Origin of the sequence: Sanguibacter antarcticus (genome assembly GCF_002564005.1) — a bacterium.
In the GTDB taxonomy this organism is placed as follows: Bacteria; Actinomycetota; Actinomycetes; order Actinomycetales; family Cellulomonadaceae; genus Sanguibacter; species Sanguibacter antarcticus.
Map to the genome: position 1 here is coordinate 177469 of NZ_PDJG01000001.1, position 17344 is coordinate 194812.

The 17344-nt window shown below is 68.4% G+C and carries 16 protein-coding genes; 7 read left to right on the forward strand and 9 right to left on the reverse strand.

The features are described from left to right. Nucleotides 1-140: 140 nt before the first annotated feature. Both ATL42_RS00810 and ATL42_RS00815 read left to right on the forward strand, forming a co-directional pair. Nucleotides 141-1184 carry an NAD-dependent epimerase/dehydratase family protein gene (locus ATL42_RS00810; protein ID WP_098453727.1) on the forward strand — a complete coding sequence of 348 codons (1044 nt, stop codon included), beginning with the start codon at nt 141-143 and terminating at the stop codon, nt 1182-1184. A gap of 11 nt (nt 1185-1195) precedes the next feature. Continuing rightward, on the forward strand, nt 1196-2425 hold the full coding sequence (locus ATL42_RS00815; RefSeq protein ID WP_098453728.1) for a transferase: 1230 nt from the start codon (nt 1196-1198) through the stop codon (nt 2423-2425). 142 nt (nt 2426-2567) lie between these two features. On the opposite strand, the gene ATL42_RS00820 is transcribed toward ATL42_RS00815, so the two are convergent. The 4 genes from ATL42_RS00820 to ATL42_RS00835 all read right to left on the reverse strand — a co-directional run bounded on the left by ATL42_RS00820 (nt 2568) and on the right by ATL42_RS00835 (nt 5422). Beyond that, nucleotides 2568-3284 (reverse strand): hypothetical protein, encoded by a 717-nt coding sequence (locus ATL42_RS00820; RefSeq protein ID WP_098453729.1) that lies wholly within the window; start codon nt 3282-3284, stop codon nt 2568-2570. After that, nucleotides 3281-3853, reverse strand: a complete 573-nt coding sequence (locus tag ATL42_RS00825) for an RNA polymerase sigma factor (protein WP_098453730.1) — start codon at nt 3851-3853, stop codon at nt 3281-3283. Before ATL42_RS00825 ends, ATL42_RS00820 begins: the two co-directional genes overlap by 4 nt. Before the next feature lie 70 nt (nt 3854-3923). After that, nucleotides 3924-4877, reverse strand: a complete 954-nt coding sequence (locus ATL42_RS00830; protein ID WP_245861926.1) for a pirin family protein — start codon at nt 4875-4877, stop codon at nt 3924-3926. Further along, a complete protein-coding gene (locus ATL42_RS00835; protein ID WP_098453731.1) occupies nt 4874-5422 on the reverse strand; it encodes a dTDP-4-dehydrorhamnose 3,5-epimerase family protein in 549 nt (182 codons plus the stop codon). The genes ATL42_RS00830 and ATL42_RS00835 overlap by 4 nt, the downstream gene beginning before the upstream one ends. A 151-nt stretch (nt 5423-5573) precedes the next feature. Between ATL42_RS00835 and ATL42_RS00840 the strand changes: the two genes are divergently transcribed. From ATL42_RS00840 to ATL42_RS00860, 5 genes are read left to right on the forward strand one after another with little or no spacing between them, the layout of a single operon-like run. Further along, on the forward strand, nt 5574-6977 hold the full coding sequence (locus ATL42_RS00840) for a glutamate-1-semialdehyde 2,1-aminomutase (RefSeq protein WP_098453732.1): 1404 nt from the start codon (nt 5574-5576) through the stop codon (nt 6975-6977). Next, a complete protein-coding gene (locus ATL42_RS00845; RefSeq protein WP_211281754.1) occupies nt 6974-7831 on the forward strand; it encodes a glycosyltransferase family protein in 858 nt (285 codons plus the stop codon). Before ATL42_RS00840 ends, ATL42_RS00845 begins: the two co-directional genes overlap by 4 nt. Continuing rightward, nucleotides 7831-9180, forward strand: coding sequence for a polysaccharide pyruvyl transferase family protein (locus ATL42_RS00850; protein ID WP_098453733.1), 1350 nt, complete (start codon nt 7831-7833; stop codon nt 9178-9180). The genes ATL42_RS00845 and ATL42_RS00850 overlap by 1 nt, the downstream gene beginning before the upstream one ends. Beyond that, nucleotides 9177-9809: a PIG-L deacetylase family protein gene (locus tag ATL42_RS00855; protein WP_098453734.1), complete on the forward strand. Its 633-nt coding sequence runs from the start codon at nt 9177-9179 to the stop codon at nt 9807-9809. The genes ATL42_RS00850 and ATL42_RS00855 overlap by 4 nt, the downstream gene beginning before the upstream one ends. Nucleotides 9810-9861: 52 nt before the next feature. Then, the gene (locus ATL42_RS00860) at nt 9862-10734 is read left to right on the forward strand and encodes a glycosyltransferase family 2 protein (RefSeq protein WP_098453735.1); all 873 of its coding nucleotides are present in this window, start codon (nt 9862-9864) and stop codon (nt 10732-10734) included. A 59-nt stretch (nt 10735-10793) separates the two neighbouring features. On the opposite strand, the gene ATL42_RS16530 is transcribed toward ATL42_RS00860, so the two are convergent. From ATL42_RS16530 to ATL42_RS00885, 5 genes are all read right to left on the reverse strand, one after another. Further along, nucleotides 10794-12368 (reverse strand): polysaccharide lyase family 7 protein, encoded by a 1575-nt coding sequence (locus ATL42_RS16530; RefSeq protein WP_211281755.1) that lies wholly within the window; start codon nt 12366-12368, stop codon nt 10794-10796. A gap of 195 nt (nt 12369-12563) precedes the next feature. Then, nucleotides 12564-14120: a polysaccharide lyase family 7 protein gene (locus ATL42_RS16535; RefSeq protein ID WP_211281756.1), complete on the reverse strand. Its 1557-nt coding sequence runs from the start codon at nt 14118-14120 to the stop codon at nt 12564-12566. 282 nt (nt 14121-14402) lie between these two features. Then, nucleotides 14403-15194, reverse strand: a complete 792-nt coding sequence (locus ATL42_RS00875; RefSeq protein WP_098453736.1) for a polysaccharide lyase family 7 protein — start codon at nt 15192-15194, stop codon at nt 14403-14405. A 90-nt stretch (nt 15195-15284) separates the two neighbouring features. Next, nucleotides 15285-16082: a polysaccharide lyase family 7 protein gene (locus tag ATL42_RS00880; RefSeq protein WP_098453737.1), complete on the reverse strand. Its 798-nt coding sequence runs from the start codon at nt 16080-16082 to the stop codon at nt 15285-15287. Nucleotides 16083-16131: 49 nt separating this feature from the next. Continuing rightward, nucleotides 16132-17214, reverse strand: a complete 1083-nt coding sequence (locus ATL42_RS00885; protein WP_098453738.1) for a DUF1565 domain-containing protein — start codon at nt 17212-17214, stop codon at nt 16132-16134. Nucleotides 17215-17344: the final 130 nt, after the last annotated feature.

Below are 17344 nucleotides of genomic sequence, written 5' to 3' on the forward strand. Positions count from 1 at the left end.
GAAGGTAAGCCCGCAAAAAGGGCATAACCCATGGGGGATCGGGGTGATTCTGCAACTCACCCCTGACTTTGCCTCCGACCGGCCGTACGGTTTCAGTCAATCCACTGTTTGAGGTCCTTTCGTGCAAAAGGGGTGAGATCGTGCAGATTCTGGTCGATGGTGATCGTGGTTATCTGGGGGCTCGCATCGTCCCGTTCCTGCGTGCAGCAGGTCACGAGGTCGTCGGGCTCGACGCCGGCTGGTACGACGGCTGCGACTTCGGTGAGCCGCCCGGCGGGTACGAGCAGCGCACGGGCGACGTGCGCGACGCCCGCCCGGAGGACCTCGAGGGTTTCGACGCGGTCATCCATCTCGCGGCGATCTCGAACGACCCGGTGGGCCACCTCAACCCCGACGCGACGTACTCCGTCAACGCGCACGGAGCGATCCACACGGCCCGAGCGGCAAAGGCCGCTGGTGTCCCGCGCTTCCTCTTCTCGTCCTCGTGCTCGCTCTACGGGGCCGCCGGCGACGCCCCGGTCGACGAGCGCAGCGCGTTCAACCCCGTGACGCCGTACGGCGAGAGCAAGGTCCTCGCCGAGCAGGGGATCTCCGAGCTCGCCGACGACTCCTTCAGCCCGACCTACCTGCGCAACGCCACCGCCTACGGGTCGTCGCCGCGGCTGCGCGCCGACATCGTCGTCAACAGCCTCACCGGTACGGCGTTCACCACGGGCAAGGTCGAGCTCCAGTCCGACGGCACCCCGTGGCGCCCGCTCGTCCACGCCGAAGACATCGCCCGCGCGTTCCTCGCCGTCCTCGAGGCACCACGAGACAGGATCCACGACGAGGCGTTCAACGTCGGCCGCGACGAAGACGTGGTCCAGGTCCGGGACATCGCCACCCAGGTCGCCGACCTTCTCGACGCGCCCGTGACCTTTGCCGACGGCGCAGGCCCGGACGCCCGGGACTACCGCGTCGACTTCACCAAGATCACCACGTTGCTCCCGGCGTTCGCCCCACGGTGGACCGTCCCGGACGGCATCCGTGAGCTCGTGGCGGACATGCGCCGCATCGGCCTCACCGCTCACGACTTCGCCGGACCCCGCTACGTCCGGCTCCAGCGCATCCAGGAGCTCACCGCCCTGGGGCTGCTCACCGAGGACCTCCGGCTCACCACGCCGGCACGCCAGCCCGTCTCCTGAAGGGGCCCGTCATGACCACCGCATACCAGAGCACCACCTCGACTGCCCCGACTGCCCCGGCCCTGCCGCCAGGCTCTCCTCGCCACGCAGCCGACCGACCGCCGCTCCCCGAGCCCCACCCCGACTGGGTGTGCCGGTGGTCCGGGCAGCCTGGGGGGAGCGTCGTGCTCGACCTCGGCCTCCAGCCCGCCGCCGACGCCTTCCCTCTCCCGACCGACCCCGTCCCCGACCCCGAGCACCCGCTGCGCATGGTCATCAGCTCGGTGAGCGGTCTCGTCCAGCTCGAGACCGACCCGACCACCCCCGAGGAACCGCGCGGGGTCGAGCCAGCCGCACTCGTCGCCCAGTCCGAGGCCGCCGTCGCCCAGTCCGAGGCGGCCGGCTTCGTCCGGCCCGGCACCCGTGTCCTCGAGCACCCCAGCCCGCACGGCGGGTCCTGGGTCGACCAGCTTGGTGCACGCGGGCTCGTCGAGGTCGACGAGGGACCAGCCGAGCTCGTGGTCGACATCTTCGGCATGATGCACGCCGCCGACCAGCGGACCGCGCTCCTCGAGCGTGCCGCCCAGCTCACGGACGACGGCATCCTGCTCATGCAGTTCCACACGGTCGCCGCGATCATCCGCTCCGGCATCTGGAACGCTCTGCGGCACGGCCACTTCGCCTACTACTCGACGCCTGCGCTCGTCGCGATGGCGCGCGAGGTCGGCCTCGTCGCGATCGGCTGCTGGGAGTACCCGCTCTACGGCGGCACGATCATGCTCGCGTTCGCCAAGCAGTCCGAGAGCCACCCGACCCAGACTCCCGACGTAACGACGATGGTCGCGCGCGAGCTCGCCGAGGGCGCCATCGACCCCCACCATGCCGCGAGCCTCGGGCGCGCCCTCGACGAGTCCGTCAGCGCCATCGAGGCCTACCTCGCCCAGACCCAGGCCGAAGGACTCGTCGTCGGTGGCTACTGTGCGGCCTCCCGCGCCTCCGCGCTCCTGCGCTGCGCCCACATCACGACCGACCAGGTCGTCGCGCTCGCCGACGCCTCCGTGGCGAAGCACGGCCGCACGATGCCGGGCAACCGCATCCCCATCGTGTCGCCAGCCGGCCTCGTCGCCCTGCACCCTGACCGGGTGCTCCTCTTCGTCCCCGACCTCCTCGACGAGGTGCGCGCTGCGCTCCCCGAGATCGAGGCGAACGGCGGCCGCTGGGTCGTCCTCGACCCGATGCCGCGGGAGATCGAGCCGCTGTAGCGAGAGCTCGAGCGTGACGCTGCAACGACACAGACCGGGTGGCGGTGCGAGCCATCCTTGGTACGCCCGCCGCCGTCCCCCTCGGCGGCGGGCGTGCTGGTGTGCCGAGATCGTTGTCGACAAGGTGCGTGCGTTCGGTGACTCAGCCGGGCACAGTCACCGTGTCTGTCGCCGCACCGTCGGCGCCGTAGGCCGTCACGACCGCTGTCGTGACCCCCTCAGGGACCCAGCCGAAGTAGTGTCCGCCGCCGGCGAGCAGCTCGCGGTCTGACCCGTCGGCGAGCCGGACGGTCGCGCGCACGCTGTCGCCTCCCGCCAGCACGAAGAAGGTCAGGCCGTCGTCGACGTGCGACGGCATGCCCTCGCTCGTTGCCGTCGCGAGCAGCGCAAGCTTCTCCGGGCCTGCCGCGCAGATGAGACTGCCGCCTCCAGACCGTGTCCAGTCACCACCCGAGGTCGGCTCCACCACGGTGGCGTGGCACGTCGTCCCTCCAGAACCGGTGGACGCCCACAGAGAGAACCGATGCTCGTCGTCGAACGGGACGCTCGTGACGTACTCGATGCTCGACGGGTCGGGGCCTGCGCCGTCCTGTGCAGATCCTCCGACGACCGGCTGCAGGGCGAAGAGGTCGGTGATCTGGCTCGGGACAGGGTCGTCGGCGGTCGCGAGCCCGATGCCACCGGTGGAGAAGGCGATCACCGCGACGCCCACGACGGACCCACGCACGGTCCACCGGCGTCGTGGAGGGGCGGAGCGCAGAGCCATCGTGCGGGCGTACGCGGACGCAAGACGGTCCGGACCAGCGACCGGAGGCGCGAGGGAGGCGAGGACGTCGAAGGGGTCACGGTCGGGGATCATGCGCGTCCGTCCTGGAGCTCGAGAGAGTGGTCGACTGGCTCGTCTGGGGGCGGGGCGTCTGCGGCGCTGGCGTGTCGGAGCCTCGTGCGTGCCCGGGAGAGCCGCATCGCGAACGCTGACGGCGAGCAGCCCGCGACCTGTGCAGCGGCCCCGGGGGCGAGTCCGTCCCACGAGACGAGCAGGAGTGCTTCGCGCTCACGCGGGGAGAGCGTCGCGAGGGCGCGGAGCACGGTCTGGCGCTCGAGGGCGCTCGTCTCGGCCGACGGGTGGGTCTCGACGAGGTGGACGATCCGGGCGAGCTCCTGGCTGACCGCGCGACGGCGGAAGCCCGAGCGGCGCTGGTTCGCCACCGTGTTGCGGGCGACGACGAGCAACCACGGCAGCGCTTCGCCGGGCACGTCCGCGAGCCGGCGCCATGCGACGAGGAACGTCTCGGCGACGACCTCGTCGGCGAGGTCTGGTCCGACGTGGCGTTGGGCATACGCGAGGATCCGGTGCGCGTGGGCGGCCCAGAGGGCGCTGAAGAGGCGCTCGGGGTCCTGGTGGTCGGTCGTGCTGTCGTCGCTCACACCTGGAAGTGTCCGGGACCCCGCCCAGATTCACGTCCGGCTGCGCACGGTCTTCTCAGCGACGTCCCGCTCACCGCCCGCGCGGCTTGAGCCGCACCTGCGGCAGCTCAGGCGCGGGGAGCGGGGCGCCGTCGTATCCGGGGACGGTGCCATAGCGGTGCAGGCCCGCCTCGGTGCCGGCGATCGCGTCCTGCCACCGGGCACGCGCCTCGACGATCTCCTCGTGCGTGCGGCCGACGAAGTTCCACCACATGAGGACCTCCTCGCCGAACGGCTCGCCGCCGACGAGGACCGCCCGGACGGGCTCGGCTGCGGACTCGAGCACGATCTCGTCAGCACCGGGCGCGAGATACGCGAGCCACGCAGGGGCGACCGGCTCGCCGTCGACGGTGAGGTCGCCTGCGTCGACGAGCACGGCGTGCTCGAAGTCGCGGTCCACCGGCAGGCGGACCGTCGCGCCGCTCGGGATGTCGATCTGGGCGGCGACGAGGGGCGAGTACGCGCGGGCGGGGGACGTGACGCCGCCGAACGAGCCCATGAACACCTGGACCGTCGCGCCGTCGAGCGTGACGGTCGGTGCGTGAGCCACGTGCTCGAACGTCGGTGCAGCGTGGCGGTGGGCGTCGGGCAGCGCGGTCCACAGCTGGACACCGTGCATGACGCCCTGGTCCGGGAAGTGCTCGAGAGTGCCCTCCTCGGAGTGGCTGATGCCGTGCCCGGCGGTCATGAGGTTGAGCTGGCCGGGCTCGATCGTCTGCACCGACCCGACCGAGTCGCGGTGCAGCACCCGCCCCTCGAAGAGCCACGTGACCGTCTGCAGACCGGTGTGCGGGTGCGGTGCGACGTCCATCCCGCCCGAGCGGGCGACGTCGTCCGGGCCGTAGTGGTCGACGAAGCAGAACGGACCGACGAGCGAACGCTGCTTCGACGGCAGCGTCCGGCGCACCGTCATCGCCCGCGGCCCACCGAGCGGGACGTCCCGCGGCGCGACGAGCTCGACCGTGCGGGTCGCTGGACCGTTCACGCGGGGAGGCTCGCCACGAAGTCCGCCCACGAGCCCGCTGCGTGGTCCCGGTCGCTCACGACCGTGACCGGGGCCGGCCACGGCACCGCCAGGTCGGGGTCGAGGAAGTTCACGGTGACGTCCTCGTCTGGCCCGTAGTAGTCGTCGATCCGGTAGATGAAGTCGGTCACCGACGTGAGCGCCTGATAGCCGTGGAGGAACCCGCGCGGGATGTACACCTGGGTGCACAGCTGGTCGTCGAGCAAGAACGTCTCCATCTGGCCGAACGTCGGCGAGCCAGGGCGTGCGTCGATCGCGACGTCGAGGACGGCGCCGTGGGAGCACCGCACGAGCTTCGCCTCACCGGCTCCTGATCGTCCGTGCAGGCCGCGGACCACCCCCTGGTAGGAGCGCGACTGGTTCTCCTGGACGAAGCCTGCCGGGTCGATGCCGGCCGTGCGCAGGTAGTCGACGTCGAGGGAGCGCGCAAAGTATCCGCGGGCGTCCCGGTGCGGTGTCGGGCGGAACACGACGAGTCCTTCGATGGACGTCTCGATGATCTCCATGCGCACCACCCTAGAGGTGACTCGGGGTGAGTAGAGGGGTGATTCATCCTGATGTGTCTTGTTCCCGTCCCGAGAAGGCGCACAGACTCGAGATGCGCAGACGAGAGCCCCGACGAGAGGCCCTCCCGCCGAACCCCGAGGGGGACGCAGCATGGACACCGCCCTACAGACAGTCCTCGACGAGCCGCTCGTCGCTCGCACGTACCACGCGTCAGAACGCGTCCAGCGTGCCCTGCACCGCATGGTTCCCGGGGGCTCCCACACCTACGCCCGGTCGTCGGACCAGTACCCGGAAGGGATGGCGCCGATCATCGCCCGGGGGAGCAGGGCACACGTGTGGGACGTCGACGGCAACGAGCTCGTCGAGTACGGCATGGGGATGCGATCCGTGACGCTCGGGCACGGCTACGAACCCGTAGACGACGCGGTCTGCGCAGCACTGCGCGCAGGCGTGAGCTTCTCTCGCCCCAGCGTCTGGGAAGCGAGCGCAGCAGAGACCTTCCTCGCCGCGGTCCCCGGCGCGGACATGGTGAAGTTCGCCAAGAACGGGTCCGACGTCACGTCGGCGGCGGTCAGGCTCGCTCGCGCCGCGACAGGTCGCGACCTCGTCGGGATCTGCACGACGCAACCGTTCTTCTCTACCGACGACTGGTTCATCGGCAGCACCGCGATGGGCGCAGGCATCCCGGACGCCGTCAAGGCGCTCACCGTCGGGTTCCGCTACAACGACCTCGACTCCGTCCGTCAGCTCTTCACGCTGTACCCGGACGAGATCGCGTGCCTCGTCCTCGAGCCGGCGACCGCGACCGTCGAGCCGGCGCCCGGCTTCCTCGAAGGGGTGCGCGAGCTCTGCGACGCCCACGGCGTCGTCCTCGTCTTCGACGAGATGATCACCGGCCTGCGCTGGCACGCGAGCGGGGCACAGCACGTCTACGGCGTCACGCCCGACCTCTCCACGTGGGGCAAGGCGCTCGGCAACGGCTACGCGATCTCGGCGCTCGCCGGCAAGCGCGAGCTCATGGAGCTCGGCGGTCTCCGCACGGACGCGTCCCGCGTCTTCCTCCTGTCGACGACGCACGGCCCCGAGGTGGTCGGGCTCGCGGCGTACCTCGCCGTCGCCCAGGCCTACGCAACGACCGACGTCGTCGGGATCATGGCAGAGCGGGGGCAGGCGCTCGCCACCGGTGTGAGCGCGGCCGCCGCCGATGCCGGCATCGGTACGGCGGTCGAGGTCCTCGGGCGGCCCTCGTGCCTCGTCTTCGCCACCCGTGACCACACCGGTGCACCCTCGCAGGCCTTCCGCACGCTGTTCATCCAGGAGATGCTCCGCGCCGGGGTCCTCGCCCAGTCGTTCGTCGTCTCGGCCGCTCACACCCCAGCGGACATCGAGACGACTGTCGATGCCGCACGCCGCGCCTTCGCGGTCTACGCCCGCGCGCTCGAGCGCGGCACCACGGACGGTCTGCTCGTCGGCAGACCCGTCGCACCGGCGATCCGCGAGCATGCCGCGCCGCGGCGGCTCGAACCAGACGTCATCGAGGACGGTGTGTCATGAAGGTCGTTCTGTTCTGCGGAGGTCTCGGGATGCGCATGCGCTCCGGAGAGGACTCGCTGCCCAAACCCATGATGGAGATCGGCTGCCGCCCGGTCCTGTGGCACATCATGCGGTACTACGCCCACTTCGGTCACACCGAGTTCATCCTGTGCCTCGGGCACGGTGCACGGGCGATCAAGGACTACTTCATCAACTACGACGAGACGCACTCGAACGATTTCGTCTGGTCCGGTGACGGGCAGGACGTCGAGCTGCTCGGGCACGACATCAGCGACTGGAAGGTCACGTTCGTCGACACCGGCCTGAGCACCGCGATCGGCGAGCGTCTGCGTCGCGTGCGCCGGTACCTCGACGATGACGAGATGTTCCTCGCGAACTACGGCGACGTCCTCACCGACGCGCCGCTCGACATGATGATCGAGGGCTTCGCGATGTCGGACGCCGTCGGCAGCCTCCTGGCTGTCAGCCCGCAGGACTCCTTCCACGTGGTGCGCATCGGCGACGACTGCGCCATCACCCAGTTCGAGCCCGTCGCCGACATGGACATGCGCATCAACGGCGGGTACTTCATCTTGCGCTCCGGCATCTTCGACTACCTGAACGAGGGCGAGGACCTCGTCATGGACGCGTGCGTCCGGGCTGCCGTCGACGGCCGCATGCGTGCCGTGAAGTACGACGGGTTCTGGGCCCCGATGGACACGCTCAAGGAGCGTGCTGCCCTGGAGGAGATGCACAGGTCCGGCCGGACGCCGTGGACGGTCTGGAAGACCGCGCCCGCGCCTACGTCGCTGGTCGACGCGATGGACCACGACCTCCTCGACCTGCCGCAGACCGCGTCACGGCTCGTCTCCTGATGCGACGGGACCACAGCCCCGAGAGCTCCCGCGCCGACCTCGAGGTCCTTGTCTTCGGGGAGCTCGGGATCGGCAACCTCGGCAACGAAGCATCTCTCACCGAGGCGCTGCGACGCCTCGAGATGCACCTCCCGGGAGCCCGCGTGCGGGTGCTCAGCTACGACCCGGCCCGGACCGCCCTCGAGCACCACGGCGAGCACCCCCGATGGTCGACCGAGCCGATCAGCGCACCGCAGCAACCCCGGGCCGGCAGGCAACCGGGGCGGTGGGGGCGGCTTGCACGACAGCTGACCGACTCACGACGGGTCGCCCACGCCTCACGAGGCGCGGACCTCGTCGTCGTTCCGGGGACAGGGATCTTCGAAGAGCTGTGGACCGGACCCTGGGGGGTCCCGGTGCTGCTCGTCGGGCTGGCGGCTGGTGCCCGCGCCCGCCGGGTGCCGCTCGTCGTCGTCGCCGTCGGCGCGGACCTCCCTCGTCGACGCCTCACCCGGTGGATGTTCTCCTTCGTCCTGAGGTCGTCCGCGCAGGCGACCTTCCGGGACGGGCACTCTCGCGCGGCCGGCGCCGCGATGCTGGCTGACGGGAAGCTCAGCAGGCGGCGGCCCGCCGGTCGGCGGCCGGGCGCAGTGCACCGCGCCCCTCCGACACCTCGCCTCGCACCGGACCTCGTGCTCGGCGCGCCTCCACCGCACGTCGCGGTGACCGACGCGGCGGTGACCGACGCCGGGTCCCGGCCGCGCCTCGTGCTCGGCGTCATGCGCTACTACGGGACCAGCGACGACGCCACCAGCCCCGAAGGCGTCGCCGTCCACGAGCGGTACCGCGCCGCGCTGACGGACACGGCGGCGCGCATCCTCGCCCGCGGATGGACCGTCGACATCGTCGTCGGCGACGACGGGGACCTCCCCGTCGCCCACGACCTGGCGTCACGGCTCGGCCCCGGGACCACCGTGCGACCGGTGACGACGATGCACGACCTCGACGCTGTGATCGCCGGGGCCACCGTCGTCGTCGCCAGCAGGTACCACAACGTCGTGAGCGCCGTCCGAGCCGCGGTCCCGGTCATGTCCGTCAGCTACACCACGAAGGGCCACGCACTCATGGAACAGGTCGGGATGGTCGGGGCGAGCCAGTGGATCGAGAAGCTCGACGCACAGCGCCTCACCGTCCAGATCGACGACGTCGTCACCCGGTCCGGCGAGATCGCAGCCCAGCTCCGCGAAGCGACACACCGGTTCAGGGCAACCGCCGACGACCCGTGGCGAGACGCCGCCTCACTCACCAGGACGGCAGGCGCACGACCAGCGCAGCCCGTGCGGACGACGCTCGTCGAGGAGACCGCATGATCGACCTCGGGCTCCCCACCGGTGACCTGCGCGTCGTCTGCCTCGCCGCGCACCCCGACGACGTCGAGATCGCGTGCGGCGGCACGCTCCTCGCGCTCGCGGCGCGCGGCGGCGTGAGCGCGTCGTGGCTCACGCTCACGGGCTCGGCGGACCGCGCCGCGGAGTCTGACGCAGCGGCACAAGCCTTCTTCCCCGGCGCGACGACCGAGCACGCGACGTTCCCCGATGGCCGCCTCCCGCAGCACTGGGGCGACGTCAAGGCGACGGTCGAGGCGTTCGCCGTCGAGCACCCGGCTGACCTCGTCCTCGCTCCCCGGACCGACGACGCTCACCAGGACCACCGGTTGCTGGGGACCCTCGCGAGCACGGTCTGGCGCGATGCGCTCGTCCTGCACTACGAGATCCCCAAGTGGGACGGGGACCTGCGCCCGCAGACGCACTACGTGCCGGTGAGCGCGCGCGACGCCCAGCACAAGTGGGGGCTGCTCGACGAGCACTACGCCTCTCAGCGCGGGCGTGACTGGTGGGACTCCGAGGTGTTCCTCGGGCTCTTGCGGCTGCGCGGGATGGAGTGCCGGCACAGGTACGCGGAGGCCTTCTCGGTGTCGAAGGCGGTCCTGAGCCTCTGATGCGGAGCGTGGTGACGAACGTGCGGAGAAACCGACGAGAAGGTGGACGACGATGCCCAGACTGACGTTCGGCATCCCTGTGTACAACGGGGAGAAGTATCTTCCGGAGGCGCTGCGTTCTGTGCAGGAGCAGGACCTCGAGGACATCGAGATCGTCGTGTCCGACAACGGGTCCGACGACGCTACGCAGGAGATCTGCGAGGAGGCGGCGGCTGCTGACCGTCGCGTGCGCTACCTGCGGTACGGGACCAACCGTGGCGGCGCCTGGAACTACTGCAACGTGGTCGACCAGGCACGGTCGTCGTTGTTCTCCTGGCAGGCGGCCGATGACGTCAAGCTGCCTGGTTTCGCTCGCCGGTGCCTCGAGGCGCTCGACGACGCGGGCCTCCGTGCCCTGTTCGCGTGCCCGCGCACGCAGCTCATCGGTGCCGACGGGACCGTGTTCGAAGACCTCGACGACGTGTCGCTCGGTCTCGGCGCGCCCACCGCGCACGAGCGCGTCCACAACCTCTTCGTGTCGCAGGCCTCGCACGTCATGTACGGAGTCGTGCGCATGAGCGCTCTGCGTGCGACGCGGGGACTCCTGCCGATGGTCGGCGACGACATGGTGCTCCTCACGGAGCTCCTGTGCCGCGGGCCCATGGCATCGGTGGACGAGCAGCTGTTCCACCAGCGCAGGCACTCTGAGCAGTTCTCTCAGCAGGGGGAGAACCAGGTGAAGTGGCACGCTCCGGACGGCAACGTCCGCTTCGCGTTCCCGCAGACGAGGCTCGATCTCGAGCTCTACCGTGCGGTGCTGATCGCTCCGATCCCGTGGACGGAGAAGGCCCGGGCCTGCCGATCGGTCACCACGCGGTGGGTGGGGCCTCGCTGGCGTGGGGTGGGGTCGGACGTACAGACCGCGATGGGGGTGAGCCGTCGGTAGACGACTCACCCCCATCGCGGGGTGGGCGCCGGGTCGTTGTGCGGCCCGGCGCCCGGGGTTCAGGAGGTGTGGGTGACTGCGAGCTTGGAGATGCTCACCTGTCCGTAGTTGTCGTCGGTGCAGGGGTCGGAGTTGGTGCAGTTGGCCTGGGTGTAGGCGCCGGCCTTGAAGTAGTTGCCGGATCCGGTGTGCTCGATGGTCGTCTGGAGGACGCCGTTGTAGTAGACGTCGATCTCGCCGTCGCTGACGACGAACTTGCCTTCGTAGCTGGTGCCGAGCTGGTAGTCGTCGGTGACGAGCTTGTGGTGGGTGTCGTCGCCCTTGGTGATGTAGAGGCTCGTGCCTTCGAGGCGGAAGACGGTCACGTCGTCGCCGGAGTCGTGGATCTGTGCGCCGACGAGGTGTGACTTGACCAGCGGGAGGTGGTCGAACGCCTCGGTGAAGGTCATGGTGTGGGTGCCGGAGGTGGGCGACCAGGAGGCGTTCTCGGTGCCGTCTTCGGTCATCTCGCGCAGCTCAGAGCGCGGGTAGCCGGAGCCGGAGGTGGTGACGCCGTTGACGGCTGCGCGGAACTGCACGTCGGAGCAGTCGTCCGAGGCGGTGAACCAGGTGCTGTCCGTGAAGGTGTTGAGCGCAGGCTGCTTGATCTCTTCTGGTGACTCGTCGTCGCCGGTCGGAAGGGTGACCTTCCAGTCGGTGAGGTCGAGGACGTCGGCCGGGTACTCGCACTCGGTCGGCGCCGGTGTCTCGACGGGCTCGGTGGTCTCGACAGGCTCGGGCGTCTCGACAGGGTCCGTGGTCTCGACAGGCTCAGGCGTCTCGACGGGGTCCGTCGAGTCTGAGGTGTGCGTGACCGCGAGCTTGTAGATGCTCACCTGTCCGTAGTTGGACGAGCTGCACTCGTCCACCTTGTCGCAGTTGGCCTGGGTGTAGGCGCCAGCCTTGAAGTAGTTGCCGGACCCGGTGTGCTCGATCGTGGTCTTGAGGACGCCGTTGTAGTAGACGTCGATCTCGCCGTCGCTGACGACGTACTTGCCCTCGAAGACGGTGTTGAGCTCGTAGTCGTCGGTGACGAGGAAGTAGTTGCTGTCGTCACCCTTGGTGATGTAGAGCTTCGTGCCTTCGAGGCGGAAGACGGTCACGTCGTCGTCGGAGTCGTGGATCTGTGCGCCGACGAGGTCTGGCTTGTCTTCGGGGAGGTGGTTGAACGCCTCGCGGAAGATCATGGTGTGCGTGCCGGAGGTGGGCGACCAAGAGGCGTTGGCCGTTCCGTCGTCCGTCATCTCGCGCAGCTCGGAGCGCGGGTAGCCAGAGCCGGACGTCGTGACGCCGTTGACTGCCGCGCGGAACTGCACTCCGGTGCACTTGGAGTTGACCGTGAACCAGGGAGAGACGGAGTACGTGGCGAGACTGGGTTGCTTGATCTCGGTCGGGGACTCGTCCGAACCTGTCGGGAGCGTCAGCTTCCAGTTGGTGAGGTCGAGCAGCTGAGACGGGTAGTCGCAGTCATCAGAGACAGCTGTGTTGATCGGTGCTGCTGCACTTGCGGTGCTTGCTCCGGCCAGCGGAGCCGCCAGGACCATCGCCGCGGCCAGCATGCTGGTCGTGATCTGGCGCTTGTGAGAGGACTTCATCTGTGTGTATGCCTTTCGAGACATCGTGTGGGTGGAGATCACGGCATCGACGGTGTTCACCAGGCTGCTTCCCCCAGACCTGGTGCCGCGGGGTGGCAACGAGTGCGATGCCACCCCGCAGGGTTCTTGACCGACGAGCGGCCGCCTCTGAACGAGCACGGGCGCCGGGTCGTTGTGCGGCCCGGCGCCCGGGGTTCAGGAGGTGTGGGTGACTGCGAGCTTGGAGATGCTCACCTGTCCGTAGTTGTCGTCGGTGCAGGGGTCGGAGTTGGTGCAGTTGGCCTGGGTGTAGGCGCCGGCCTTGAAGTAGTTGCCGGATCCGGTGTGCTCGATGGTCGTCTGGAGGACGCCGTTGTAGTAGACGTCGATCTCGCCGTCGCTGACGACGAACTTGCCTTCGTAGCTGGTGCCGAGCTGGTAGTCGTCGGTGACGAGCTTGTGGTGGGTGTCGTCGCCCTTGGTGATGTAGAGGCTCGTGCCTTCGAGGCGGAAGACGGTCACGTCGTCGCCGGAGTCGTGGATCTGTGCGCCGACGAGGTGTGACTTGACCAGCGGGAGGTGGTCGAACGCCTCGGTGAAGGTCATGGTGTGGGTGCCGGAGGTGGGCGACCAGGAGGCGTTCTCGGTGCCGTCTTCGGTCATCTCGCGCAGCTCAGAGCGCGGGTAGCCGGAGCCGGAGGTGGTGACGCCGTTGACGGCTGCGCGGAACTGCACGTCGGAGCAGTCGTCCGAGGCGGTGAACCAGGTGCTGTCCGTGAAGGTGTTGAGCGCAGGCTGCTTGATCTCTTCTGGTGACTCGTCGTCGCCGGTCGGAAGGGTGACCTTCCAGTCGGTGAGGTCGAGGACGTCGGCCGGGTACTCGCACTCGGTCGGCGCCGGTGTCTCGACGGGCTCGGTGGTCTCGACAGGCTCGGGCGTCTCGACAGGGTCCGTGGTCTCGACAGGCTCAGCTGAGTCTGACGTGTGCGTGACCGCGAGCTTGAAGATGCTCACCTGTCCGTAGTTGGACGAGCTGCAGGGCGAGGAGTTGGTGCAGTTCGCCTGAGTGTAGGCGCCGGCCTTGAAGTAGTTGCCGGATCCGGTGTGCTCGATGGTCGTCTGGAGCTCGCCGTTGTAGTAGACGTCGATCTCGCCGTCGCTGACGACGAACTTGCCCTCGTACTTGGTGCCGAGCTTGTAGTCGTCCGTGACGAGCTTGAAGTGGGTGTCGTCACCCTTCGTGATGTAGAGGCTCGTCTCCTCGAGGCGGAAGACGGTCACGTCGTCGTCAGCGTCGTGGATCTGCGCGCCGACGAGGTGCGGCTTCTCTTCGGGGAGGTGGTTGAACGCCTCGGTGAAGGTCATCGTGTGAGTGCCCGAGGTGGGCGACCAGGCGGCCTTCTCGGTGCCGTCGTCCGTCATCTCGCGCAGCTCAGAGCGCGGGTAGCCAGAGCCGGACGTCGTGACGCCGTTGACTGCCGCGCGGAAGCGCACACCGTTGCAGTTGGACTTGCTCCGGAACCAGGGCGCCACGGCGAAGGTCTCGAGCTCAGGCTGCGTGATCTCCTCAGGTGACTCGTCGTCGCCGGTCGGGAGCGTCAGCTTCCAGTTGGTGAGGTCGAGGACCTGGGCCGGGTACTGGCACTCGTCCGGGATGGCCGTGACGACCGGGCTGGCGGCGCTGGCAGTGCCGGATGCGACGAGGGGGGCTGCCAGGACCATCGCAGCGGCCACGACGGTCGTCGTGAGTCGGCGTGTGTATATGACGTTCATCTGGAGGTGTGCCTTTCGACTGGTCGTGCTGGAGGGAGATGAAGTCATCGGCGGCAGCGTCCACGGTTGCACTCGACCTCGAGCGCAACCGTCACGGTGCCACCGACGGTGTTCACCAGGTTGCTCGCGCAGACCTGGTCCTACGAGGAGCATGGAGCGCGCTGCCTCGTAGCGTCTGTGGGACGGACAAGCCGCACCTGGTGCCGGCCGTCGGTAGACGGCCGGCACCAGGTGCGAGATGGGCGCAAGGTTCCCCCCCTGGGACCGAGCGGCCAGAGTCGGTCAGGAGTGGGTGACCGCGAGCTTGTAGATGCTCACCTGTCCGTAGTTGGAGGAGCTGCACGGGGAAGAGTTGGTGCAGTTCGCCTGGGTGTAGGCGCCGGCCTTGAAGTAGTTGCCGGATGCCGTGTGCGTGATCGTGGTCTGGAGGACGCCGTTGTAGTAGACCTTGATCTTTCCGCCGCTGACGACGAACTTGCCTTCGTAGACGGTGTTGAGCTTGTAGTCGCTGGTGACGAGCTTGTAGTGGGTGTCGTCACCCTTGGTGATGTAGAGGCTCGTGCCCTCGAGGCGGAAGACGGTGACGTCGTCGTCAGCGTCGTGGATCTGTGCGCCGACGAGGTGCGACTTCACATCGGGGAGCGAGTTGAACGCCTCGCGGAAGACCATGGTGTGCGTGCCGGAGGTTGCCGACCAGGACGCGTTGGACGTGCCGTTGCTCGTCATCTCGCGCAGCTCGGAGCGCGGGTAGCCGGAGCCCGACGTCGTGACGCCGTTGACTGCTGCGCGGAACTGCACGCCGGTGCATGCGCTGTTCACCATGAACCAGGGGTTCACGGAGAACGTGGCGAGGCTGGGCTGCTTGATCTCGGTCGGCGACGAGCTGGAGCCGGTCGGGAGCGTCACCTTCCAGTTGGTGAGGTCGAGCTTCTGCGCAGGGTAGCTGCAGTCAGCGGCGGCTGTGTAGACCGGGCTGGCTGCCCCGGCCGTGCTCGCTCCTGCGAGCGGTGCCGCCATGACCATCGCGGCGGCCAGCACCGTCGTCGTGAGCCGGCGCTTGTGGTTGAGGTTCATGTTCGTGGTGCCTTTCGGATGGTTGTGCTGGATGGGACGTACTTCTGATGGTGCCGGGTCCCCTCGATGGGACCCGGCACCTGAAACTGGTTAGGAGTGGGTGACTGCGAGGCTGTAGATGGTCACCTGTCCGTAGTTGGACGAGCTGCACGGGTCGGAGTTGTCGCAGTTCGCCTGGGTGTAGGCGCCGGCCTTGAAGTAGTTGCCGGATGCCGTGTGCGGGATCGTGGTCTGGAGGACGCCGTTGTAGTAGACCTTGATGCTGCCGCTGCTGACGACGAACTTGCCTTCGTAGACGGTGTTGAGCTGGTAGTTGCTGGTGACGAGCTTGTAGTGGGTGTCGTCACCCTTGGTGATGTAGAGGCTCGTGCCCTCGAGGCGGAAGACGGTCACGTCGTCGTCAGCGTCGTGGATCTGTGCGCCGACGAGGTGCGACTTGTCTTCAGGGAGGTGGTTGAACGCCTCGCGGAAAGTCATGGTGTGCGTGCCGGAGCTTGCCGACCAGGACGCGTTGGACGTGCCGCTGCTCGTCATCTCGCGCAGCTCGGAGCGCGGGTAGCCGGAGCCCGACGTCGTGACGCCGTTGACCGCTGCACGGAACTGCACACCGGTGCATGCGCTGTTCACCATGAACCAGGGGTCCACGGAGTACGTGGCGAGGCTGGGCTGCTTGATCTCGGTCGGGGACTCGTCCGAGCCGGTCGGCAGCGTCACCTTCCAGTTGGTGAGGTCGAGCTTCTGCGCCGGGTAGCTGCAGTCGGCTGCCGTGGTCGCTGTGAACACCGGGCTGGCCGCACTGGCTGTGCTCGAGGCGACGAGCGGTGCTGCCAGGACCATCGCCGCCGCCAAGACGGTGGTCGTGAGCTGGTGCTTGCGGTTGAGCTTCATCGTTGAATCCCCCTGCTTGAGTGATCGTGCTGGACCGTACGGGACTGCATCAGCGGCACTTGCTGGTGGGGTCGTACTCGGCCGAGTAGGTTCCCACCGCGTCGCCACCGGTGTTGTCGGCCATGCTGTTTCCACAGACACGGCCCTGCGGGGTTGCTTCGAACTTGATGCCCCCCGCAGCGTTGGAGCGAATGACGTTGCCGTAGATGTTGTTGGCAGTGCCGTCAGTCGCAAGGTCACCGCCGACGCGGATACCGGCGCCGACGTTGTCGTGGGTGTAGTTCGCACGGAAGGTGTTGCCGCTACCTCGTGCGTCGAGTCCGGCAGAGTTCGGGTCCTGCTGACCGGAGCAGTCGTTGCGCTCGACGAGGTTCGCCGTCGAGTTCTCCTTGATGTCGACACACTCGTTGCCCTGTGTGGCGATCACGTTGTGGTGGATCCAGTTGTCCCGGCTGACGTCGGCCTGTGCGTCGGGCGCTCCGTTGAGGCCCTGCTGCTCAGGGGCGGTGCCCAGGTAGATCCCTTCGCCGACCTTGCCGCCGTCGGCGAACCGGAAGTCCCACGTACCGCAGTCGTTGATCGTGTTGTACGCGATCTCGGCTCCGGTGATGAGGTACCGCAGGCGGACGCACTCCTCACCGGCGTTGCGGATCGTCATGTTCTTCACGCTCAGGTCGTCGACCCCGTCGCCGGCCGTGGTGCTGATGACATACAGGAGCTTCTTGCGGTAGCCCTCTTTCTGGTCCGGGTCGCCGATCAGGCCATCGATGGTGAAGCCGCTGAGCTCGACCCCGTCGTGGTGGATCTCCACGATGGCGCGAGACTCGCCCGTCCCCTGGACCACGGCCGAGGACGGCCCGACGATGCGGACGTCGGGTGCTGCGCTGACGACGTCTTGGAGATAGGTGCCGGGCGCGAGGTGGACGGTCGAGCCGGGCTGGGCGAGGTCGACCGCCTGCTGGATGCTGGCCAGCGGGGAGTGGCGTGTGCCGGTGTTGGCTTCGTTGCCGGCCGGGCTCACGTAGAGGTCGCTGTTGCCTCGGGTGCCGGCGACGGCGGAGGTGGCGGGGAGCGCGACGACGAGCGCGAACAACAGGGACGCGGTACGCAGGGATGTACGGGTGAGGTTCATCGTTGTCCTTTCGTAGGGTGCCAGAAGTGGCACGGCAGGTCCCAGCGGTCGTGTCGAAAAGTCGGGCATCGGTAGCCGTCGTAAGCATGAACCGCAAGGATGAGAGGCGAATGAGAAACTAATGAGATGA